This window comes from Neptunicoccus cionae, assembly GCF_002860325.1.
GTDB lineage: Bacteria > Pseudomonadota > Alphaproteobacteria > Rhodobacterales > Rhodobacteraceae > Amylibacter > Amylibacter lutimaris.
The window spans coordinates 217,706-239,085 of record NZ_PKOJ01000001.1 but is presented as its reverse complement, the minus strand read 5'-3'; the positions used below and the strand labels follow the sequence as shown (position 1 = coordinate 239,085).

The 21,380-nt window shown below is 53.9% G+C and carries 24 protein-coding genes; 13 read left to right on the top strand and 11 right to left on the bottom strand.

Going from position 1 to position 21,380, the window contains the following annotated elements; all coding sequences use genetic code 11:
* Positions 1–109 precede the first annotated feature (109 nt).
* Genes hslV through C0U40_RS01130 form a run of 4 tightly spaced genes read left to right on the top strand, consistent with a single transcriptional unit; the run spans position 110 to position 4,326 of the window.
* Positions 110–667, top strand: a complete 558-nt coding sequence (gene hslV, locus C0U40_RS01145; protein ID WP_101654758.1) for an ATP-dependent protease subunit HslV — start codon at positions 110–112, stop codon at positions 665–667.
* The gene (locus tag C0U40_RS01140) at positions 664–1,734 is read left to right on the top strand and encodes a hypothetical protein (RefSeq protein WP_101653926.1); all 1,071 of its coding nucleotides are present in this window, start codon (positions 664–666) and stop codon (positions 1,732–1,734) included. Before hslV ends, C0U40_RS01140 begins: the two co-directional genes overlap by 4 nt.
* Positions 1,735–1,750: 16 nt before the next feature.
* A complete protein-coding gene (gene hslU, locus C0U40_RS01135; protein ID WP_101653925.1) occupies positions 1,751–3,058 on the top strand; it encodes an ATP-dependent protease ATPase subunit HslU in 1,308 nt (435 codons plus the stop codon).
* A 38-nt stretch (positions 3,059–3,096) separates the two neighbouring features.
* On the top strand, positions 3,097–4,326 hold the full coding sequence (locus C0U40_RS01130; RefSeq protein WP_101653924.1) for an MFS transporter: 1,230 nt from the start codon (positions 3,097–3,099) through the stop codon (positions 4,324–4,326).
* Here the strand turns inward: C0U40_RS01130 and C0U40_RS01125 are convergent.
* The 3 genes from C0U40_RS01125 to C0U40_RS01115 form a co-directional block, all read right to left on the bottom strand.
* A complete protein-coding gene (locus tag C0U40_RS01125) occupies positions 4,304–4,906 on the bottom strand; it encodes a Smr/MutS family protein (RefSeq protein ID WP_101653923.1) in 603 nt (200 codons plus the stop codon). The genes C0U40_RS01130 and C0U40_RS01125 overlap by 23 nt on opposite strands.
* A gap of 3 nt (positions 4,907–4,909) precedes the next feature.
* On the bottom strand, positions 4,910–5,887 hold the full coding sequence (gene mltA, locus C0U40_RS01120; RefSeq protein WP_101653922.1) for a murein transglycosylase A: 978 nt from the start codon (positions 5,885–5,887) through the stop codon (positions 4,910–4,912).
* A gap of 80 nt (positions 5,888–5,967) precedes the next feature.
* Entirely contained in the window at positions 5,968–6,627 is a 660-nt protein-coding gene (locus C0U40_RS01115) for a Tim44/TimA family putative adaptor protein (RefSeq protein WP_101653921.1), read from the bottom strand.
* Positions 6,628–6,740: 113 nt separating this feature from the next.
* Between C0U40_RS01115 and C0U40_RS01110 the strand changes: the two genes are divergently transcribed.
* The gene (locus tag C0U40_RS01110; RefSeq protein ID WP_101653920.1) at positions 6,741–7,232 is read left to right on the top strand and encodes an FxsA family protein; all 492 of its coding nucleotides are present in this window, start codon (positions 6,741–6,743) and stop codon (positions 7,230–7,232) included.
* A gap of 71 nt (positions 7,233–7,303) precedes the next feature.
* Complete coding sequence (secB, locus tag C0U40_RS01105) at positions 7,304–7,789, top strand: protein-export chaperone SecB (protein WP_101653919.1); 486 nt, start codon at positions 7,304–7,306, stop codon at positions 7,787–7,789.
* Here secB and dnaQ read toward each other — a convergent pair.
* The 4 genes from dnaQ to C0U40_RS01085 are packed head-to-tail and all read right to left on the bottom strand — an operon-like array spanning position 7,779 to position 10,489.
* The gene (gene dnaQ / locus C0U40_RS01100) at positions 7,779–8,468 is read right to left on the bottom strand and encodes a DNA polymerase III subunit epsilon (RefSeq protein ID WP_101653918.1); all 690 of its coding nucleotides are present in this window, start codon (positions 8,466–8,468) and stop codon (positions 7,779–7,781) included. The two genes, secB and dnaQ, sit on opposite strands and share 11 nt — an antisense overlap.
* Positions 8,461–9,069, bottom strand: coding sequence for a dephospho-CoA kinase (coaE, locus tag C0U40_RS01095; protein ID WP_101653917.1), 609 nt, complete (start codon positions 9,067–9,069; stop codon positions 8,461–8,463). Before coaE ends, dnaQ begins: the two co-directional genes overlap by 8 nt.
* On the bottom strand, positions 9,066–9,896 hold the full coding sequence (locus tag C0U40_RS01090; protein ID WP_101653916.1) for a shikimate dehydrogenase: 831 nt from the start codon (positions 9,894–9,896) through the stop codon (positions 9,066–9,068). The genes coaE and C0U40_RS01090 overlap by 4 nt, the downstream gene beginning before the upstream one ends.
* A complete protein-coding gene (locus C0U40_RS01085) occupies positions 9,893–10,489 on the bottom strand; it encodes a Maf family protein (protein WP_286134726.1) in 597 nt (198 codons plus the stop codon). Before C0U40_RS01085 ends, C0U40_RS01090 begins: the two co-directional genes overlap by 4 nt.
* 512 nt (positions 10,490–11,001) lie before the next feature.
* Here C0U40_RS01085 and hemJ point away from each other — a divergent pair.
* From hemJ to C0U40_RS01050, 7 genes are all read left to right on the top strand, one after another.
* A complete protein-coding gene (gene hemJ, locus C0U40_RS01080; protein ID WP_101653914.1) occupies positions 11,002–11,454 on the top strand; it encodes a protoporphyrinogen oxidase HemJ in 453 nt (150 codons plus the stop codon).
* A 141-nt stretch (positions 11,455–11,595) separates the two neighbouring features.
* Positions 11,596–12,867: a transcription termination factor Rho gene (gene rho / locus C0U40_RS01075; RefSeq protein WP_101653913.1), complete on the top strand. Its 1,272-nt coding sequence runs from the start codon at positions 11,596–11,598 to the stop codon at positions 12,865–12,867.
* Between the two features lie 57 nt (positions 12,868–12,924).
* Positions 12,925–14,202 carry a tRNA uridine-5-carboxymethylaminomethyl(34) synthesis GTPase MnmE gene (mnmE, locus tag C0U40_RS01070; RefSeq protein WP_101653912.1) on the top strand — a complete coding sequence of 426 codons (1,278 nt, stop codon included), beginning with the start codon at positions 12,925–12,927 and terminating at the stop codon, positions 14,200–14,202.
* Between the two features lie 15 nt (positions 14,203–14,217).
* On the top strand, positions 14,218–16,095 hold the full coding sequence (mnmG, locus tag C0U40_RS01065) for a tRNA uridine-5-carboxymethylaminomethyl(34) synthesis enzyme MnmG (RefSeq protein ID WP_101653911.1): 1,878 nt from the start codon (positions 14,218–14,220) through the stop codon (positions 16,093–16,095).
* The gene (rsmG, locus tag C0U40_RS01060; RefSeq protein ID WP_101653910.1) at positions 16,092–16,730 is read left to right on the top strand and encodes a 16S rRNA (guanine(527)-N(7))-methyltransferase RsmG; all 639 of its coding nucleotides are present in this window, start codon (positions 16,092–16,094) and stop codon (positions 16,728–16,730) included. Before mnmG ends, rsmG begins: the two co-directional genes overlap by 4 nt.
* The gene (locus tag C0U40_RS01055; protein ID WP_286134725.1) at positions 16,717–17,535 is read left to right on the top strand and encodes a ParA family protein; all 819 of its coding nucleotides are present in this window, start codon (positions 16,717–16,719) and stop codon (positions 17,533–17,535) included. Before rsmG ends, C0U40_RS01055 begins: the two co-directional genes overlap by 14 nt.
* A gap of 18 nt (positions 17,536–17,553) precedes the next feature.
* Entirely contained in the window at positions 17,554–18,462 is a 909-nt protein-coding gene (locus C0U40_RS01050; RefSeq protein ID WP_101653908.1) for a ParB/RepB/Spo0J family partition protein, read from the top strand.
* Here C0U40_RS01050 and C0U40_RS01045 read toward each other — a convergent pair.
* From C0U40_RS01045 to rph, 4 genes are read right to left on the bottom strand one after another with little or no spacing between them, the layout of a single operon-like run.
* Complete coding sequence (locus C0U40_RS01045) at positions 18,437–18,790, bottom strand: YbaN family protein (protein WP_101653907.1); 354 nt, start codon at positions 18,788–18,790, stop codon at positions 18,437–18,439. The two genes, C0U40_RS01050 and C0U40_RS01045, sit on opposite strands and share 26 nt — an antisense overlap.
* Entirely contained in the window at positions 18,790–19,962 is a 1,173-nt protein-coding gene (gene hemW / locus C0U40_RS01040) for a radical SAM family heme chaperone HemW (protein ID WP_101653906.1), read from the bottom strand. The genes C0U40_RS01045 and hemW overlap by 1 nt, the downstream gene beginning before the upstream one ends.
* Positions 19,952–20,563: an RdgB/HAM1 family non-canonical purine NTP pyrophosphatase gene (gene rdgB, locus C0U40_RS01035; protein WP_101653905.1), complete on the bottom strand. Its 612-nt coding sequence runs from the start codon at positions 20,561–20,563 to the stop codon at positions 19,952–19,954. Before rdgB ends, hemW begins: the two co-directional genes overlap by 11 nt.
* A gap of 3 nt (positions 20,564–20,566) precedes the next feature.
* A complete protein-coding gene (rph, locus tag C0U40_RS01030) occupies positions 20,567–21,280 on the bottom strand; it encodes a ribonuclease PH (RefSeq protein ID WP_069298460.1) in 714 nt (237 codons plus the stop codon).
* Between the last annotated feature and the right edge of the window lie 100 nt (positions 21,281–21,380).

Below are 21,380 nucleotides of genomic sequence, written 5' to 3'. Positions count from 1 at the left end.
GACCCGTTTCAGGAAAAGGGCGCGCGCAAGCTGCGCCCTTTTTCGTTTTGGCTGGCCATTGGTGCCTCCGGCGGGGATATTTGAAACCAGAAGAAGAATGGTGACACAGATGAGCGAAGATAAATTTCCGGGCTGGCACGGCACAACAATTGTGGGCGTGCGTAAAGGCGGCGAAGTGGTTCTGGCGGGCGACGGTCAGGTTTCACTGGGTCAGACTGTGATCAAGGGAACGGCCCGCAAGGTGCGCCGTATTTCACCGGGCGGTCATGATGTGGTCTGCGGCTTTGCAGGGTCTACTGCCGATGCTTTCACCTTGCTGGAGCGGCTTGAGGCGAAACTTGAAGCTTCTCCCGGACAACTTGCAAAAGCATCTGTCGAACTGGCCAAGGACTGGCGCATGGATAAGTACCTGCGCAATCTGGAGGCCATGTTGATTGTCACGGACGGGGCAGATCTGTTTGTGATCACCGGCGCGGGTGATGTGTTAGAGCCGGAAAACGATGTGGCGGCGATTGGTTCTGGCGGAAATTTCGCACTGGCTGCGGCGCGGGCAATGGCCGATAGCGATAAATCCGCCGAAGAAGTGGCACGCCGTGCCTTGGAAATCGCTGCCGAGATATGCGTCTACACAAACGGCAATATGACGGTTGAGAAGATCTCTAAATGAGCGTGACGAGCGACGACTTACGCGCAGCAGTCGGTGCCGGTGTGATCACCGAGGCTCAGGCCGCCACCTTGGCGCAGCTTTCTGACGAACGTCAGGGCTATCGTGAAGCACGGGCGCTGGTAGATGAGCCTTTCGAATTGTTCAAAGGTTTCAACGAGATATTCATCGTTGTGGGCCTTTCTATTCTCTATTCCGGCTGGACAGCGGTTGTTGGGCTGAGCGTAGCTGAGGCTGGAAATGCCAGCCTGTTTGCGGTTCTTTTAGCGCTGCTGCAAATGGCATTTCTGCTTCCGCTAACCCAGTATTTTACCGTAAAACGGCGCATGATCGCACCCTCCATCCTGCTGAGTATCTTCATGGCGGTCGGCGGTTTCCAGATGGGATTCGGCCTGGCCAACGGCACCGGCCTGTCGGAGATCAGAGGCTTTGCGATGGCTTCCGGTGTCACTGCTGTTGTGATGGGCCTTTACTGGTGGAAGTTTCGCATTCCTTTCTCTTTACTCCTTGCTGCACTTGGCGTGTTCGGGGCGGCGATTGGAATGGTGCAGGGACCAAACAGCAGCCTCAGTAGCCCCTATGACCTGTTCCTGCTTTCGACCGGTTCAACCGAAAGCCTGATCACCATCACATTAGGGCTGATTGCCTTTGCCGTAGCGCTCCGATTTGACATGAGCGACCCGCATCGGGTGACGCGACGGTCTGCAAATGGCTTTTGGCTGAATGTACTGGCAGCTCCGGCAATTGTGAACTCTGTCGCACTAACGCTGTATAGCAACGGCAGCATCCTTTCTATGGCGCTGCTGTTCCTGTTTCTTGTCCTGATGGCCGCTGTGGCGATCATCATAGACCGGCGTTCCTTCCTGATATCCGGCATCGGCTATATGATTGCACTGGTGTTTACAGTGCTAGAGAGCGCGTTTGGTCTTGTCATGCTGCTGGTCGGACTGGGGCTGGTGCTGCTGGGCGCTAACTGGTCCCCCTTGCGGTGTTGGCTGTTGAACAAATTGCCCCATTTCAAGGGCAAGGACAGATTGCCCCCGTGGCAGAAAAACGAAGTGGCAGATTGAAGAAGGCGACGAGTGAATGACTGATTTGACCCCACGCGAAATTGTAAGCGAACTGGACCGTTTTATCATCGGCCAGAAAGACGCCAAACGGGCGGTGGCCGTGGCCCTGCGCAACCGCTGGCGGCGCAAGCACCTGTCGGACGACCTGCGCGACGAGGTGTATCCAAAGAACATCCTGATGATCGGGCCGACGGGTGTTGGCAAAACCGAAATCTCGCGCCGGTTGGCAAAGCTGGCCAAGGCACCCTTTCTGAAGGTAGAGGCCACAAAGTTCACCGAAGTTGGTTACGTGGGCCGGGACGTGGAACAAATCATCCGCGATCTGGTGGACAGTGCCATCGTGATGATACGTGAGCACAAGCGTGAAGAGGTTAAGGCCAACGCCCATGGCGCTGCCGAGGAACGTGTGCTCGACGCGCTGACCGGACCGGAAAGCCGCGAACAGACCCGCGAGATGTTTCGCAAGAAACTGCGCGAGGGTCTTCTGGACGACAAGGAAATCGAACTGGACGTTGCTGATACCTCTAACCCCATGCAGATGCTGGATATTCCGGGCCAACCCGGGGGCAATATGGGTATGATGAATCTGGGCGATATCTTTGGCAAAGCCTTCTCCGGCCGCACCCAGCGCCGCAAGATGACGGTCGCCGAAAGCTACAAGGTACTGATTGACGAAGAAGCCGACAAGCTGGTGGATCAGGAAACTGTCACCCGTGAAGCGGTGGCGGCAGTTGAAGAAAACGGCATCGTGTTTCTGGACGAAATCGACAAGGTTTGCGCGAAATCCGATGCCCGTGGCGGCGATGTCTCCCGCGAGGGGGTGCAGCGCGATCTGCTGCCTTTGATCGAAGGCACCACCGTTTCCACCAAGCACGGACCTGTGAAAACCGACCACATTCTGTTCATCGCCTCTGGTGCCTTTCATATCGCCAAGCCAAGCGATCTGTTGCCCGAGTTGCAGGGTCGCCTGCCGATCCGTGTGGAATTGCGCGCCCTGACCGAAGAGGATTTCGTGCGCATTCTGACAGAGACCGACAATGCCCTGACCCGCCAGTATGCGGCCCTGATGGCCACCGAAAACGTCGAAGTCAGCTTTGACGAAAGCGGTATCGCGGCGATTGCCAAGATCGCGGCAGAGGTAAACGCCTCGGTCGAGAATATCGGTGCGCGACGGCTTTATACCATCATCGAACGGGTATTTGACGAACTCGGCTTTACCGCACCGGATCAGGGCGGCAGCAAGGTTCTGATTGATGCTGCTTACGTGGAAGCCCACCTCGGCGAACTGGCCCGCAGCACCGATGTCAGCCGCTATGTGCTTTAGGACGTGACCTTTTCCTAAATTCCTGATCTTGATCGCGTATGACAACATTCCAGTTCATACGCGACAATTTCCGCTGGCTGGCAGCCGGTGTGCTGCTGACGTTTCTGTCCAGCTTCGGACAGACCTATTTCATCTCTATTTTTGCAGGCGAAATTCAGTCTGCCTTTGACCTGTCCCACGGGGATTGGGGCGGGATATATTTCCTCGGGACGATGGTTTCGGGAATGCTGATGATCTGGGCGGGCAGTTCGGCGGATCATTTCAGGGTACGCGTTCTTGCCGTGGTGGTCATGACCACCCTTGCCGTACTCAGCATTGCCATGAGCCGGATCAGCACAGTCTGGTTGCTGCCGGTTCTGGTGTTCGGGCTGCGGTTTACGGGGCAGGGCATGCTGTCCCATATCGCAGTAGTCGCCATGGCCCGCTGGTTTGTGCGGGCGCGTGGCAAGGCGATTTCCTACGCCGGTTTGGGCTTTGCCTTGGGGCAGGCGATCCTGCCCGTGGTCTTTGTCGCTCTGATGCTGCATTTCCATTGGCAAAGCCTCTGGCTTATCTCCGCCGGTTTCCTGCTTTTGTGCATCCCCTTGTTATTGTGGTTGTTAAAATCTGAACGGGTTCCCTCGGATGTCTCTATGTCTTCGGATGCGACAGGCATGTCGGGGCGCCATTGGACCCGCAAGGAAGTGCTTTCGGACTGGCGCTTCTGGGGGTTGATCCCGATTGCAACGCTGTCCTCTACCTTTGGAACCGCCCTGTTCTTTCAACAGGTCCATCTGGCAGAGGTCAAAGGCTGGAGCCATGTGGAACTGGTGGCCCTTTTCCCGATCTATACAGCCACGCTGGTGGTCTCTGGCCTGTTGGGCGGATGGGCCGTGGATCGATGGGGAAGCGTACGGTTGTTGGCCTTTTCACAGATCCCCATGGCCATCGGCTTTGTCATGCTTGGTACGTCGGGCAGCCTGCTTGTCGCCGCCTTCGCATTCGCGATTATCGGCGTCGGCGGCGGGGCCTATGCCACCATCGGCGCCTCGTTCTGGCCGGAAGTTTACGGCACCCGAAGCATCGGTTCGATCAAGGCACTTGCGACCGCCTTGATGGTTTTCGGGTCTGCAATAGGTCCGGCCTTTACCGGATGGGGCATTGATCTGGGTGTGAATTTCCCAGATCAAATGGTCGCTTACGCGGTTTATATGGTGCTGGTATCCCTGTGGACCGCCTATGTGGCCCGCCGTATCCGAGCGGGTTTTACCGCGACCGTTGCCGCCTGAGGTAGACGTAATAGGCCCCGCCACCGCCGTGTTTGCCGTGGGCCTGCGTCACTTGGAGCACCAAATGGGATACGGGGCCAGTTTTTAACCATTCCGGAACGCCGGTGCGCAATACACCGCTACGGGGGCGATTAAATTCATCCACGAAATGTTTATTGCCCTTACCGGTGATCACAAGAATCAACCGGTTCCCCATCCGGTTCGCGTTCTGCACAAATATCTGCAACTGCATCCGTGCCTGATCCGCTGTCAGCCCGTGCAAATCCAGAGTTGCGTCAATTTCAAGCTGCCCTTTGAGCAGCCGCTGGAAATTGCGCCGGTCCATATTCGGAGAAGTCTGGTTCGGGCGATCCACGAAAGACGGAGGCTTGGCGCGGGTGGTCGCCTTGGCCTGCGCCTTGGCACCGATCCTGAAAGGTTGAATATCCGGCGCAGGCGGCTCCGGCTTCTTTTTGGTTGGTTTGGAATTGGGTTGGGTGATTAGAGGTGGAATGGATTCGATGGTCTCTACCTGCTCTACCACCTTGTTCCAAAGTTCTTTTTCTTCATCGGTCAGAGCACGTCTTTTCTTGCGGGCCATTGGCTAGCCCTCCGGCAGAAGACGTTTGACAGAGGCGTGGGGCAACAGCGTATACATCCGCCCGCCATCCTTGATCCGACCCGCGGTTCGGCCCGCCTCAGCCCCGGAGCCGTAGTAAATATCAGCCCGCTGAGCCCCTTTAATTGCTGAACCCACATCCTGTGCAACCATCAGCCTGCGGATCGGGTCTTTGCCCGTCTTGTCTATCCAGACAGGTGCGCCAAGCGGAATGTAATCATCATCCACAGCAATCGTCCGCCCCGTACTGACCGAGACTCCCATAGCACCGGGGGGGCCGGCATCTATGTCCAGCCCTTCTAGTTCGCGGAAGAACACAAAGGACGGGTTATGTTGAAGAATACGGCGGCCGTCATTCGGGTTCTTACGTACCCAAGCCTTAATCCGGCCCGCCGAAGCCTTGTGCGCCGAGAGGATACCGCGGCGGATCATTTCCTTACCGATCGAACGATAGGGATGGCCGTTCTTTCCATCAAAGCCGACCCGCATCGCACCACCTTCATTCAGTTTGATGCGACCGGATCCCTGAACATGCAAAAAGAAATTCTCAACCGGATCGGAAAGCCACGCCAGTTCCAGCCCGCGCCCCGCCAAAGCACCGGATTCAATCTCGGCGCGGGTTTTCCACGGCTGGCCCAACTTCATTTCACGGGGGCGTTTGTACAAAGGATACTGAAACTTGCCTGCGCGGTATCGGGAACCGACAATTTCCGGTTCGTAATATCCCGTAAACAGCGTATGTTTGCCGTCTTCGATCAAGACCGGCTGGAAGAAGAGTTCAAAGAACGCCCGCGCATCGGTTGCCGACTTGGCAAAGGCGCAAAGTTCGGTCCAGTCCTGCGCCTGTGTCTGGGCATTCACGCGGATTTTATCGCAAGACTGCACAAAGGCAGCCAGCGCTGCGCCGTGGTCGTCCGTTTCCCAGTCCGGAAGTTCTGAAAAGGAAACGGCTTTAACGGTCATCGTGTCTGCCTGTGCTGTCTGTGTCAGCGCACCGATTGCAAGAACGGCAGCCCGTAAAAATTCTGCCGTCCGTCTTATTGTTACTCTCCGGTTGCAACCAGTTGCCAGTTCGGATCGTCACTTCCCATAATTCGGGCGAAAGTCCAAACATCTTTTTGACGTTTAATCACTTTGGGATCACCTTCGATCACCTCACCGGAGCCGTCTTTAACGCAGGATGTGATCTCCGCGATGAATTTCATGGTGATCTCTGCTTCGTTATTGGCTGGATCAAACATGGCATCCATCAGTTTCATTTCACGCATGCCGATGAAATTTGCTTCTACTTTCAAGCCTTTGGCCTGACGCTCTTCAACAACGGCAGCAAAGCTTTCGTACACATCGGGTGACAGGAAACCTTTCAGCGTGTCCAGATCATCCCCTTCAAAAGCCATAAGGATCATTTCATAAGCCTGACGGGCGCCGGACTGGAATTCGGATACAGAAAAATCTGACTCGACGCGTTTCATCGCTGCAAAAGCCTGTCCTGCGCGGCTGTCGGGATCCACATGATCTGCAATGTCAGGGTCCGGACCGCCCTCAATCACTTCGAAATCGCGGGAAGGGCCGCCAGTTGTGGGGCCGGTACGTTCTACAGGCGGCTCGTAACCGTCGCGTGTTCCAAGAACATTACGCAACCGCAACACTAGAAACACGGCGATAGCCGCCAGAACAAGCAACTGAATTAGGGCGGAGTTCATGGAACCTCTTTCATATTTTTACAGAGACGGTGGAATTCACCGCTTGTCACACTTATTTAGGACACAGTGGGGTTCAAGTCCACCGAATGCGAAAAGAGAGAATGTGAGGCCAGATGCCGCTTTTAATCCTGTTTATAGCCATACCGATCATCGAGATCGGCTTGTTCATTCAGGTGGGCGGATGGCTTGGCCTGTGGCCGACCCTGGCAATTGTCATTCTGACAGCGGTGATCGGCACCTATCTGTTACGCTTGCAAGGTATGGCGGCACTGGCCCGTTTGCAAAACAATCTGCAAACCGGTCAAAGCCCGATGGATCCGATCGTAAATGGAGCGATGATCCTTGTGGCCGGCGTGCTTTTGCTGACGCCGGGTTTTTTCACCGACACAATCGGTCTGTTGATGCTGACACCACCTGTACGGGCCATGCTGATCCGCTGGGGCGCTGCTAAGTTTGTAAACAGAGGCACAGTCATTTTTACCAGTTCTTCGGGCCCCCGGCACGATCCCCGTCGGGACAGCGGCGCGGTTGAAGGCGATTTTGTGGTGCTGGACGACGATGATACGCAAACCCCTGGAAACTCCGGTTGGACAAAGCCGGATTAGGCAGGTATTGCCGTGTTCTAGAGCGGTAGGATTGGTAGCACCGCGCGAATTTATTAATTGGGAGTCAAGTCATGGCCGAAGAAAACAACGGCGCGGCACAAGAAACAAAGCCCGTCGCAATGAAGATCGTAAACCAGTACATTCGGGATCTCTCTTTTGAGAATGTCGCGGCACAGAAAAATCTTGGTGGTGATCTGAAACCTGAAGTGAATGTGCAAGTTAATCTGGACGCCGCTAAGAAAAGCGACAACGGCTATGAAGTTGCGCTGAAGCTGAACGTGAGCGCCAAATCCGGCGAGCAAGCTGTTTTCCTGCTGGAAATTGACTATGCCGGTCTGTTCCAGATCGAGAACATTCCAGAAGAGCAGCTGCACCCCTTCCTGATGATCGAATGTCCGCGCATGATGTTCCCTTTCGTACGCCGCATCGCACGGGATGTCACAGCAGACGGTGGTTTCCCGCCGCTGAACATCGACAACATTGATTTCATGCAGCTTTACCGCACGGAACTGATGCGCCGCCAGCAGGCAGCCGCAGAACAAGCCCCTACGAATTAAGCCATGCCGCATCAGGACCAAGGGTCTTGATGAAGGCATCATGGTTCTCTTTTTCCGCCTCGGTTATCCGGGGCGGAAGTGTTTTGGGGCGGGGCGGAACCGTCCAGCTGCTTGGCGAACCGGCTTTGTCGCTGTCAGTGCCCCCGACAATCCCCAGCGCAAAGTCGGGTTGGCGACCGCCGATCAGTTCCAGATAAACCTCCGCCAGAATTTCACTGTCGAGCAGCGCACCGTGCAGCGCGCGTTCTGTCGTAATTCCAAACCGGCGACACAGCGCATCAAGGGAGTTTTGCGCACCGGGGAACTTGCGGCGTGCAATGTCCAGCGTATCAATCGCTTGAGAGTAGGGAAGCTGCGGCAGGTTCAGCCAGCCCAATTCGGCATTCAGAAACTTCATGTCAAAAGCGGCGTTGTGGATGACCAGCTTGGCATCCCCAACAAAATCCAGAAACTCCTGCGCAATCTTCGCAAACACGGGTTTGTCACGCAGAAAATCAATGGACAGCCCGTGCACATCAAACGCCTCTTGCGGCATGTCCCGTTCCGGATTGATATACTGGTGGTAGGTTTTTCCGGTTGGCAGATGGTTCCACAGCTCAACGCCGCCGATTTCAACGATCCGGTCGCCGCTGTGAGGGTCGAGACCGGTGGTTTCCGTATCCATTACGATTTCACGCATTTAAACTGTCCTTAATCTTCGCGATGACAGCCTCAACCTGCTGTTCCGCGGCCTCTGGCGTCGTGGTTTCGACAATGAAATCCGCCCGTTTGCGTTTTTCTGCGTCCGGCATCTGTTTTGCAAGGATGATTTCCAGCGTGTTTTCATCCATTGTCCCGCGCTCCAGCACGCGGCGACGCTGTTCTGCGGCGTCTATAGTTACCACCAGAACCCCGTCACAATATCGCTCCGAGCTGCTCTCTAGTAGCAACGGATGGTCTATTATGACCATATCTTCGTCATTGTCCCGCGCTTCCGCCACAAAATCAGCGCGGCTTTGGGCGATTAACGGCTGCACGATCTGTTCCAGTTTTTGCAGGATACTTTGGTCCTTAGCGATTTCCGCTTTTAACGTCTCGCGGTTTACGACCTTGTTTTCCACCGCTTGCGGCAGCATCGCCGCAATCTGGCGCACGGCAGGGGTGTCACCTGAATACAGCTGATGCACGGTTGCATCCGCATCCCAGACTGGAATTCCGCGATCCGCAAACAGTTTCGCTGTGGTGGATTTTCCCATCCCGATAGAGCCTGTCAGCCCCAGAATATATGGTCGTTTAATCATTCCAGCACCAAAGCGCGCATGGTTTCATCTACTTCGGGGCGGGTACCGAACCAGGCTTCAAACCCCGGAACAGCCTGATGCAAAAGCATCCCCAACCCGTCCACTGTTTGTAGGCCTTTATCCTGCGCCTGCCGCAAAAGCTCTGTCGTCATCGGCGTGTAAACCAGATCGGTCACCAGCGTCCCCGCTTTACTATGCAACGTAATCTCCAGAGGCGGTTGACCTGTCATTCCCAAAGAAGTCGTATTTACGATCAAGGCGGCGCTTTTGGTGGCTTCCGAAATCTCTGACCACTCTATTACGCTGATTTTATTCCCAAATTCTTGTTTGAGGCTTTCGGCACGTTCGCGTGTGCGGTTGGCAAGAAGGATCTGTGGAACGCCAGCATCCAGCAAAGACCACAGAACCGCGCGGCTTGCCCCGCCGGCGCCTAGCACCAGAGCCGGTCCAGCGCTCGCGTCCCAATCCGGTGCTTTCTGTCGCAAATTGTTAATAAAACCGATCCCATCGGTGTTATCAGCCCGGAAACCGCCTTCTGGCAGGAATACGACTGTGTTTGCTGCTCCTATTTGCTTTGCTCGGGGTGTGACCTCTGCTGCCAGTTCAAGAGTTGCTTCCTTATGGGGAATCGTAACATTCGCCCCGACAAAGCCCAGCTTTGGCAACTGCTGCATGGTGTCCTTAAAAGCCGCAGGTTCAATACCCATCGCAATATAATGACCGGCAATACCGTGCTTTGAGAGCCAATGCCCGTGTATGCGCGGCGATTTACTATGAGAGATTGGCCAGCCGATAACTGCTGCCAGCGGAACACGGGGATTTTTCATGTTTGAATCGCTCCTCTGCTGCGCAGAAAATCCAGAACTTCCAACAAGGGCAACCCTAGAATGGTGAAATAGTCACCCTGAACCCGTGAAAACAATGTAACGCCAACGTTTTCAAGCTGATAGCATCCAACAGACGACAGGACGGACTCTCCGGCCTTATGGAGGTAATCATCCAGAAAACTGTCCGAAAACGCCCGCATTGTCAGCTGTGCCCGCCCGATATGGCGCCACACCGGTTTGGCCTCCTCGTAAACCACCACCGCTGAAAGCAGTTGATGCCCTTGTCCACGCAGTGACAGCAGATGGTCCCGCGCTTCCTCGACAGACTTGGGCTTACTATAGACCCTACCGTTGCACGTCAGCACCTGATCCGCCGCAATCACCAAAGAGTCTGGATGACGGTCCGCAATACGGCGGGATTTGTATTCGGCAAGGGTGTCGGCAATATCACCGGGCTTTGCACCTTCTGCCTGAAGCGACAGAAGAATCGATTCTTCATCCACACGGGGCACATCAACTGTGAAATCGACCCCGGCATCACGCAACATGCTGGCGCGAATCTGTGAACCCGAGGCAAGTACTATTTTCATCATAAAGTTTTTTCCACGGTGACTGTCATATTTCTGTGCCTAACGCAGAATAAAACCGTGAACCAGAGCCTGTGGACGAATCGGCCTGAACTCTCTGGAGTTTTCCACGGTTATCCCCTGCACTTTCACACCCGTGGATATTCCACGAATTTATCCCCAGTCATACCGGAGTTTTAAACAGGGGGGAAAGAACACCATAAACGGTTCGATTCTGTGGGCTGAATCTCCTAATCCTTTTTTGCACACAGAATTGTCCACAGGTTTTGCGAAATTCAGCGCTATAAAAAACAGGGAAAATACGGCACTGCACACAGGCTGTGACTGGAAACTGTGAAAGTTATAAATACGTCAGAAAAATGGCCTTGAGCTGTGCATAGAAATTTAATCCACAGGTTTCGGGATTACCTACTCCATAAACATCTTCTTTAAATATTATATATTTATTGAGTGTGTATCGAACCGGTGTGTAAAACCACTCTGTCCCGTGAAACTTAAAATTGGCTTAAGAAAAGATAATGACTGATCTTCTGGCGACGGTTTACCCGTGGGTGAAAACCCTTCATATCTTATCCGTGATCAGCTGGATGGCGGGCCTGCTGTATCTTCCCCGACTGTTTGTGAACCACGTGGAACACGGACCTGTCGGATCAGAGACGAGTGAAGTCTTCAAAGGCATGGAAGTCAGGCTTTTGCGGATGATTATGAATCCGGCAATGATTGCCACATGGGTTTTTGGCCTGATGTTGGCATTTACGCCGGGAATAGTGGATTGGGGTTCATTTTACCCTTGGGTGAAAGCCGCGATGGTTCTGGGAATGACCCATTATCATCACTGGCTTGGTAAACGGCGGAAGGAGTTCGCAGAAGACCGGAATACACGCAACGCACGATCCTACCGGATCATGAACGAACTGCCGACCGTGCTGATGATTGTCATCGTCACAATGATCGTCGTTCGACCGTTTTAAGGGAAAATTGACACAGCACCGGTTTTCCCATACAAGGCCGGAAAACAGCCTGGTTTCCCCAACCGCTTTATAGGCTGCAACCCCACAGAACACAGAAGTTTCACGCATACCGGACCGGTGGGCGTCATAAGGATATTTCACATGGAACCGGAAAAAGTTTCCCTGTCCGAACTCAAGGCGATGAGCCCGGCTAACCTGCTGAAACAGGCAGAAGAGCTGGAGATCGAAAACGCGTCCACCATGCGCAAGGGCGACATGATGTTCGCCATTCTCAAGGAAATGGCCGAAGACGGTGCCGAGATTTCCGGCGACGGTGTATTGGAACTGATGCAGGACGGTTTCGGCTTTCTTCGTTCCCCTGAATCCAACTATCTGCCCGGTCCGGAAGACATTTATGTAAGCCCCGATCAGATCCGCAAACATTCCCTGCGGACAGGAGATACAGTGGAAGGGGTCATTAAGGCACCGGACGAAAGCGAACGCTATTTCGCGCTGACAAAAGTGACCACGATCAACTTTAGCGATCCCGAGAACGCCAAACATAAGGTGCATTTCGACAACCTGACGCCGCTTTACCCTGAAGAGCGTCTGAAAATGGAAGTCGAAGACCCTACAATCAAGGATAAGACACCTCGTGTGATTGATCTGGTTGCGCCAATCGGGAAGGGGCAACGTTCCCTGATTGTGGCACCGCCGCGCACGGGTAAGACGATGATCCTGCAAAACATCGCAGCCAGCATCGAAAAAAACCATCCGGAATGTTATCTGATCGTGCTTCTGATCGACGAGCGGCCGGAAGAGGTTACCGACATGCAGCGTTCTGTTAAGGGTGAGGTTGTATCCTCCACTTTTGATGAACCGGCTGCACGCCACGTTGCTGTGTCAGAAATGGTGATCGAGAAGGCAAAACGTCTGGTCGAGCATAAGCGGGACGTTGTTATCCTTCTGGACAGTATCACACGCCTTGGGCGCGCGTTTAACACGGTTGTACCGTCCTCTGGTAAGGTTCTGACCGGTGGTGTGGATGCGAACGCCCTGCAACGCCCAAAACGCTTCTTCGGGGCGGCCCGTAACATTGAAGAGGGCGGCTCTCTGACGATCATCGCGACTGCATTGATCGACACAGGTTCCCGTATGGACGAAGTTATCTTTGAGGAATTCAAAGGGACGGGTAACAGCGAACTGGTTCTGGATCGTAAAATCGCAGACAAGCGGGTCTATCCGGCTATCGACATTCTGAAGTCTGGTACACGGAAAGAGGAACTTCTGGTGGATAAAGGGGATCTGACGAAAACGTTCGTTTTGCGCCGTATTCTGAACCCGATGGGTACCACAGATGCGATTGAATTCCTGCTTGGGAAAATGAAGCAGACGAAGTCAAACTCGGAATTCTTCGACTCCATGAATACCTAACCATCACTGGCGAAGCCGGCTTCGCCATAATTAGCCTTTTGATTCAAAGGTTTATTTATGTCAGATACGATCTATGCCCTTGCCACAGCGCGGGGAAAGGCCGGCGTTTCCGTGATTCGAATATCAGGAGACGCCGCTTTTACTGCTGCAAAAGAGCTTTGTAGTTCTTTGCCTCAAAACCGTGGCCTGCGTCTTTTGAAGTCGGCGGATGGCGTTGTATTGGATCAAGCTCTGGTTCTGGTTTTTGAAAAAGGCGCCAGCTTTACCGGGGAGCCTGTCGTCGAATTTCAATGTCACGGAAGCCCTGCCGTTGTTGAAGCGGTTCAGGAAGCCTTGTCAAAATCGGGCGCTCGTTTGGCCGAGCCGGGAGAATTCACCCGCAGAGCCCTTGAGAACGAGCAACTGGATCTTAGTCAGGTTGAAGGGCTCAGCGATCTGATCGAGGCAGAGACCGAAGCCCAGAGGCGGCAAGCCTTTGCGCTGATGGATGGCGGGTTAACAGAAAAGGTCGAGAGGTGGCGCAGGGATCTGATCCGTGCTGCGGCATTGATTGAGGCAACCATCGATTTTGCTGATGAGGATGTACCTGTAGACGTCAGCCCCGAAGTAGGGGAGCTAATCGAATCGGTCAAGGTTGATCTGGAGCAAGAGATTGCCGGAAGTTTTGTGGCAGAGAGAGTGCGCGACGGATTTGAAGTTGCCATTGTCGGCCCGCCGAATATCGGAAAATCCACGCTTTTAAACGCACTGGCAGGGCGTCAGGCTGCGATTACGTCAGAAATTGCGGGAACGACTCGGGACGTGATCGAGGTGCGTATGAACCTTGAGGGCATTCCTGTGACGGTGCTGGATACCGCTGGTTTGCGAGAAACCGCCGATACAATTGAAGCTCTGGGTGTGGAGCTCGCCCGAAAAAGAGCAGATGCCGCAGACCTGCGCATCTTCCTTACAGAAGACGGGGAAGGCAAGGGTTTTGGTGTTGAAATACAAGGCGATGACCTCGTTCTTTTTGGAAAATCCGATGCAGGTCGCGTGGATGGAATCTCTGGTAAAACCGGCGCAGGGCTGGACCGGATGATCCGTCATATCACGACGGTTCTTGGCTCCCGCGTGGCTATTACCCGTTCTGCCGTCCGCCAGCGGCACCGTATTGCGATGGAGTCGGCGACGCTGTATATGAAAGCAGCGCAAGAGCTGATTGCGACAGATGGCGAGAGCGAATTGATCGCGATGGAGTTGCATGCGGCGACCCACGCGATGAATGCGATTATTGGTCGCGTAGGTGTTGAAGATCTTTTAGACGAAATTTTCGCCAGTTTCTGCTTAGGGAAATAGGCGCGAGCAACGGGAATGTTTCACGTGAAACAATGTGATTTTGATGTTGTGGTAATTGGTGGCGGCCATGCAGGGGCAGAGGCTGCCCAGGCGGCGTGGCGTATGGGTGCGCGTACAGCGCTGGTAACCCATAGCTTCAAGAAGATCGGAGAAATGTCCTGTAATCCGGCCATTGGCGGATTGGGTAAGGGCCACCTTGTACGAGAAATAGACGCTCTCGACGGAGTGATGGGACGGGTTGCAGATCAGGCCGGGATTCAGTTCCGGCTTTTGAATCGTCGGAAAGGGCCGGCGGTACAAGGGCCCAGAACTCAAGCGGACCGCGCCCTGTATCGGGCTGCGATGCAGCGGGAGTTTGAAGCGCGGGACGGGCTGGAAGTTATCGAATCAGAAGTCACAGATTTCATTGTAAAGGGCGACGCTGTCCGCGGTGTGGTTCTTCGCGACGGGAGCGAAATCAATGCGGCCGCTGTAATCCTTACGACTGGTACGTTTCTGCGCGGCGTTATTCATATCGGTGATGTCTCAAAACCTGGCGGGCGGATGGGCGACCAACCGTCCCTCGATCTTGCGAATCGGATGGATAGCTTTGAGTTGCCGATGGGGCGGCTCAAAACCGGAACTCCTCCACGACTTGACGGGCGTACCATCAATTGGGACGGGCTGGAAACGCAACCGGCTGATGATGATCCAAGCCTGTTTTCTTTCCTTTCCAAAAAGGCGGTAGCTCAGCAGATTTCCTGCGGGATCACCCATACGAACCCTCGCACCCACGAGATTATCGAGAAAAATCTCGAACGATCCGCGATGTATGGAGGACATATTGATGGGGTAGGGCCACGGTATTGCCCGTCCATCGAAGACAAGATTGTACGCTTCGGTGAAAAGGACAGTCACCAGATATTCCTTGAACCGGAAGGTTTGAATGATCCGACGATCTACCCGAATGGCATTTCTACATCCCTGCCAGTTGATGTGCAGGAAGCTTATGTCACTTCGATCGCAGGTCTGGAAAAGGTTAAAATCCTTCAGCCCGGTTATGCAATTGAATACGATTACGTCGATCCCAGAGCGTTGGACTCCACGTTGCAGGTGCGTTCGGTACCGGGCCTGTTTCTGGCGGGACAAATTAATGGTACCACAGGATATGAAGAAGCGGCTGCCCAAGGGCTTGTGGCTGGCGTCAATGCAGCGCGTGCGGCACAGCAAGCGGAGCCTGTTCACTTCAGCAGGTCTGAAAGCTACATCGGCGTTATGATTGACGACCTTACCACCAGAGGCGTGACGGAACCCTATCGTATGTTTACATCGCGGGCGGAATACCGGCTTTCCCTTCGGGCGGATAACGCGGACCAGCGCCTCACACCTAAAGGTATTGATTTAGGTTGCGTCGGGGCCGAGCGTGGCGAGGTATTCGACCGGAAGATGGAACAGTTGAATGCAGCGCGAAACGAACTTACGAACCGGACAGCCACACCGAACGAGGTTGCCAAATCCGGCATCAAGATAAATCAGGACGGGGTGCGCCGAAACGGGCTGGAGCTCTTGTCCTACAAGGATGTATCGCTCGCAACGCTTTCCAACTTGTGGCCCGATATGACGGATTTTGAACCTGCCATCGCGCAGCAAGTTCAGAACGATGCTATGTACGCCAATTACATCCAGAGGCAGGCCTCTGATGTCTCGGCTGTTCGGAAGGACGAAAAGCTGCAAATCCCGGTTGATTTTCAGTTTGCGGGAATTTCAGGGCTTTCCAAAGAACTCCAGTCAAAGTTGGAGGTAACACGACCGGAAACTTTGGGGCAGGCGGCGCGTATTGACGGGATGACTCCGGCCGCATTGACGCTGCTGCTTGGGCGAGTGAAGCAGTTTAATTCGGCGAAATCAGCATGATAAATCAGAATGCTGATTTGTCTGAAGTTTGCCAGCATTTCGATGTTTCACGTGAAACATTGGAAAAGCTGGAGCTGTATTCAAATGCGTTACTAAAGTGGAATCCCACAATCAATCTGGTGAGTAAATCAACGCTGGATGCAGCTGCTGTTCGCCACTTCGCGGATAGTATGCAGCTTTGGCAGTACCGGAAAGAATTTGGAACCTGGGTCGATATTGGATCCGGAGCCGGCTTTCCGGGGATGGTGCTTGCAATAATTGCTTCGGATCAGGCGCCGGAAAGTGCATTTCACTTTGTTGAAAGCGACGCAAGGAAATCAGCGTTCTTAAGAAATGTTTCACGTGAAACAGGCGTTAAGGTCAAAGTTCATACCCAACGTATTGAGGATTTCGACGCGGTCGAGGCCGATATTGTGTCAGCCCGCGCTCTGGCCCCGTTGGGTGATCTGCTTTCCCTTTCGAAAACTTTTCTCAAAAAAGACGGGATATGCCTTTATCTGAAAGGCCAAAATTGCGAACATGAGGTAGGTGGGGCGAGTCGGTTTTGGACATTCGAAGCGGAGCAATTCGCCAGCGAAACCGATGTAAATGGAACGGTTTTGCGGGTCAGGGATATCGAGCGTGTCAGAACATAGCGGCTTGAAGCCGGTTAAAATACTTTCAATCGCCAACCAAAAAGGCGGGGTTGGGAAAACAACAACAGCCATAAACCTTGGAACAGCGCTGGCTGCAGTCGGGAAGCGGGTGTTGTTGTTGGATCTTGATCCGCAGGGGAACGCGTCGACGGGTTTGGGAATTGATCCCACCAAACGCACGGTTACCATGTACGACGTCTTGGTCGAGAAAAAGCCCATCAAGGAGGCGATTATGCGGACGCAGGTTCCAAACCTGTTTCTTATGCCTTCTTCCGTTGATCTAAGCTCTGCTGATGTAGAACTGGTAGATGATCAGCGTCGCATTCTCCGGTTGCGAAAATCTCTGGAAGAACTGAACAGTTTCGACGACGAGTTTGATTACGTTCTCGTGGATTGCCCGCCGTCGCTAAACCTTCTGACGCTGAATGCATTGGCGGCGAGCCAGTCGGTGATTGTGCCTTTGCAAGCCGAGTTCTTTGCGCTTGAAGGTCTTTCCCAGCTGATGCTGACGATTCGGGAAGTGCGCCAGAGTTTGAACCCTGTTCTCAAGATCGAAGGCATTGTTCTGACGATGTTCGATGGCCGGAACAATCTGTCCCAGCAAGTAGAGCAGGACGTTCGAGAGAATCTTGGTGATCTAGTTTACACGACGATCGTGCCTCGGAATGTGCGCCTTTCCGAAGCGCCTTCGTTCGGGATGCCAGCGATCCTGTATGATCACAAGAGCAGGGGGAGCGTGGCCTACCAAAAACTCGCGGCGGAGTTCCTGAGGCGGGAAAACCGACGTGTACAAGAACCGACCTAACGGGTGAGGAATACTAAAATGAGCAAGAAGAATGAAAAAAGAGGTCTCGGCCGTGGATTGTCCGCGCTAATGGCAGAAATTAATGAACCGACTGCAACGCAAGATGTTGCAGGAGAGGGGCCGCGCAGCAGCGAAAAAATGGTCCCGATTACGAAAGTCCATGCAAATCCGGATCAGCCAAGACGTACGTTTGATCATGTTGAGTTGCGCGATCTGGCCAAATCGATTCTGGCCAAAGGAATCATTCAGCCACTGATTGTGCGTCCTGATCCGAACAACGAAGGTGAATACCAGATCGTAGCAGGGGAACGTCGCTGGCGTGCGTCCCAAACTGCGAAGATCGACGAGGTACCGGTTGTTATCCGGGAAATGGACGACCTGGAAGTTCTGGAAATCGCGATTATCGAGAATATCCAGCGCGCTGATTTGAATCCGGTTGACGAGGCATATGGCTATCATCAATTGATGGAAAAATTCGGCCACACCCAAGAGAAACTGTCAGAAGCGCTTGGAAAGAGCAGGAGCTATCTGGCAAACTCGATGCGTTTGTTGAATCTGCCAACGGGTGTGCAGGATATGCTTGTAGATGGTCGGCTTACGGCCGGACACGCCCGCGCCTTGGTTCCAGCAGAAAACGCTTTGGAGCTTGCCCGTCAGGTTGTTGATAAGGGTTTGTCGGTCCGCCAGACTGAAGCTTTGCTGAAAAAAGGCCAAACGCCGCCAAAACCCAAAACGCCCAAGATGGCAAAAGACAGCGATACTATATCGTTGGAGACCGATCTTTCAGCAAATCTTGGTATGAAGGTGAGCATAGATCATAAGGCGGGAACGGAAGGCGGTTCGCTTACAATCAAATACGGATCGTTTGATGATCTGGACGCATTGTGCCAAATGCTATCCGCTACCCGTTCGGCCGGGTCCATATAAAAAGCATAACGCAGCACAGCACTGCCAGCTGCGTTATATATGCCCATAAAGGTACATTCAGGAAATAGGTCAGGATCGGACTTGCAGCTATGCAAACAGTTGCTGCGATCTTGGCCGGTTTCCGGATTGCCCCTTTCTCGTTCCAATCCCTGATAGGTGGCCCGAAGCGCGGGTGCTGGGTTAACCAGTCGTGAGCCCGTTGCGACGATCTTGCAAAGCAGAAAGCCGCCAGTAATAGAAACGGTACAGTCGGCAACAATGGAAGCACGGCGCCGATAAGCGCGGCGAGCACACTTAAGACGCCGAAAATGAACCAAATCCCGCGCATTATTCCGCCGCCCCGGTCAACAGTTTTCCCAGTATCGCGTTCAATACCATCTTGCCTTGCGGTGTGGTGCGCAGATGCGAATTGCTTTGTGTAAGAAATCCGTCGCGAACGAGTTCACTCGCAGCGTTCAGATCAATTCGATCCGGTGAAAGTTGTTGAAGGCGTTCCAGATCGCAGCCTTCCGACAGGCGAAGGGACATCATTGCATATTCCGCAGCTTGATCCTCTGAAGAGATTTCTTCAGCGATGCGGTTTGCTGTACCATTCTGCGCGACTTCATCCAGCCAGTGTTCAGGCATCAGAGGCGATTCCGTCGCAACTCTTCCGCCACCCAGTGAAAGACGTCCGTGCGCGCCCGGGCCGATGCCGGCATAATCTCCGTAACGCCAGTAGATCAGATTATGCTTACATTCCGCGCCTTCTCGGGCATGGTTCGAAACTTCATAGGCGATCAGACCTTTTTCTCCGCATATGTCCTGCGTTAAATCGTAAAGGTCCGCCGACAATTCATCTGTTGGAAGCCCGCGAAGCCTGCTGCGGGCGAAGAGATCCCCAAACCGTGTGCCTTGTTCAATGGTCAACTGGTACAAAGAGAGATGATCTACCGCCATATCGATGGCTCGCGTTAATTCATCCCGCCAGTCGGAGAGTGTTTGATTTTGACGGGCGTAGATCAGGTCAAAGCTGACGTTGTTGAAATATTTTTTCGCAACGTCAAAGGCTTGGCGGGCTTCTGATACGCTATGCATCCGTCCGAGTGCACGTAAATCTGCGTCATTCAGCGCCTGAATACCCATAGAGATACGGTTAACACCTGCGTCCGAAAAGCCTTGGAAGCGGTCAGCCTCGACCGAAGTCGGATTGGCCTCCAGAGTAATCTCTGCATTAGGAGATAGAGTCCAATACTGGCCAATTGCCTGAATAATAGTGTCTACAGTTTCCGGAAGCATGAGACTGGGTGTCCCGCCGCCAAAGAAAATAGTGTCTACAGTGCGGTTGGGGATCAGGGCAGCGGTGGTTTTGATCTCCGAGACAAAAGCCCTGACCCATGCGGTTTGGTCTACAGATTGGCGAACATGTGAATTAAAATCACAGTATGGGCATTTGGCAGCGCAGAACGGCCAGTGTACATAAACGCCAAAGCCGGCGTGTTGCCAATCTTCAGTCGTCAAGACATCCCGCTTTCAGTTTGGCAAAGGCGACGGTGCGGTGGCTCATCGCGGCCTTTTGGGCGGGGTCCATTTCCCCGAATGTTTCTTCGTGTCCGTCCGGAACGAAGATCGGATCAAAACCGAAACCCTGATCGCCCCGCATGGGCCAAGAGATCCGTCCTTCAACCGTGCCCTCAAAAACTTCATCGTGACCGTTCGGCCATGCAACACAAAGGGTTGCGCAAAAGCGGGCTGTGCGTGGCTCGGCTGCTTTCTTTTCTTCCAGCAGAGACCAAACTTTGGTCATCGCCATTGGAAAATCGCGACCATTCGGCGTTTCGGCCCAGTCGGCTGTATAAACACCCGGTTGTTTGTCGAGCGCATCTACTTCGATACCGCTGTCATCGGACAGGGCAGGGAGGTTCGCTGCTTGTGCCGCGAAATGCGCTTTGATGCGTGCGTTGCCTGCAAAAGTGTTTTCAGTTTCTTCCGGTTCTTCCAGTCCCAGATCACCGGCGGAAACAACTTCGATGCCGTAGGGTTTTACCAGTTCGGCAATCTCGCGCAATTTCCCCGCGTTATGAGACGCGAGGACAATTTTCTTTTCACTCAGCTTGCGCATGGATCAGGCCACAGCCGCTTTTTGTGCTGCAACCAGATCATCCACACCTTTTTCCGCAAGGTCCAGAAGCGCGTTGAATTCATCGCGGCTGAAGGTAGCGCCTTCGGCGGAGCTTTGGATTTCGATCAGTCCGCGGGACCCAGTCATCACAAAGTTGGCATCGGTTCCGGCTTCGCTGTCCTCGGCATAGTCGAGATCGAGAACAGGTTGGCCAGCGTAAATGCCACAAGACACCGCCGCCACGTGATCCGTCAGCGGATCTTCCTTGATTTCACCGGCTTTCAGCAGTTTGTTCACAGCCAGACGCAGGGCGACCCAGCCGCCTGTAATGGACGCACAGCGGGTGCCGCCGTCTGCCTGGATAACGTCGCAGTCGATGGTGATCTGGCGCTCGCCCAGGGCCACGCGGTCAACACCGGCCCGCAGGGACCGGCCGATCAGACGCTGGATTTCCTGTGTGCGGCCGGACTGTTTGCCAGCAGCTGCTTCGCGGCGGTTGCGGGTTGTTGTGGCGCGGGGGAGCATGCCGTATTCCGCAGTTACCCAGCCAAGACCGGAGCCTTTGATCCAAGGTGGCACGCGGCCTTCAAGGGAAGCGGTGCACAAAACATGGGTATCGCCGCATTTGATCAGGCAGGAGCCCTCGGCGTGTTTTGTTACGTTGGTTTCGATAGAGATTTCGCGCAGTGTGTCTGTGGTTCTGCCGGAAGGGCGCATGGGTATATTCCTTTTGTAATTGGCGCGGTAATATCTGTTTCAAAGATAGGGCGCAAACCCCGATTGACCAAGCGGGGCAGAGTTCCTACCTATAGTCCGT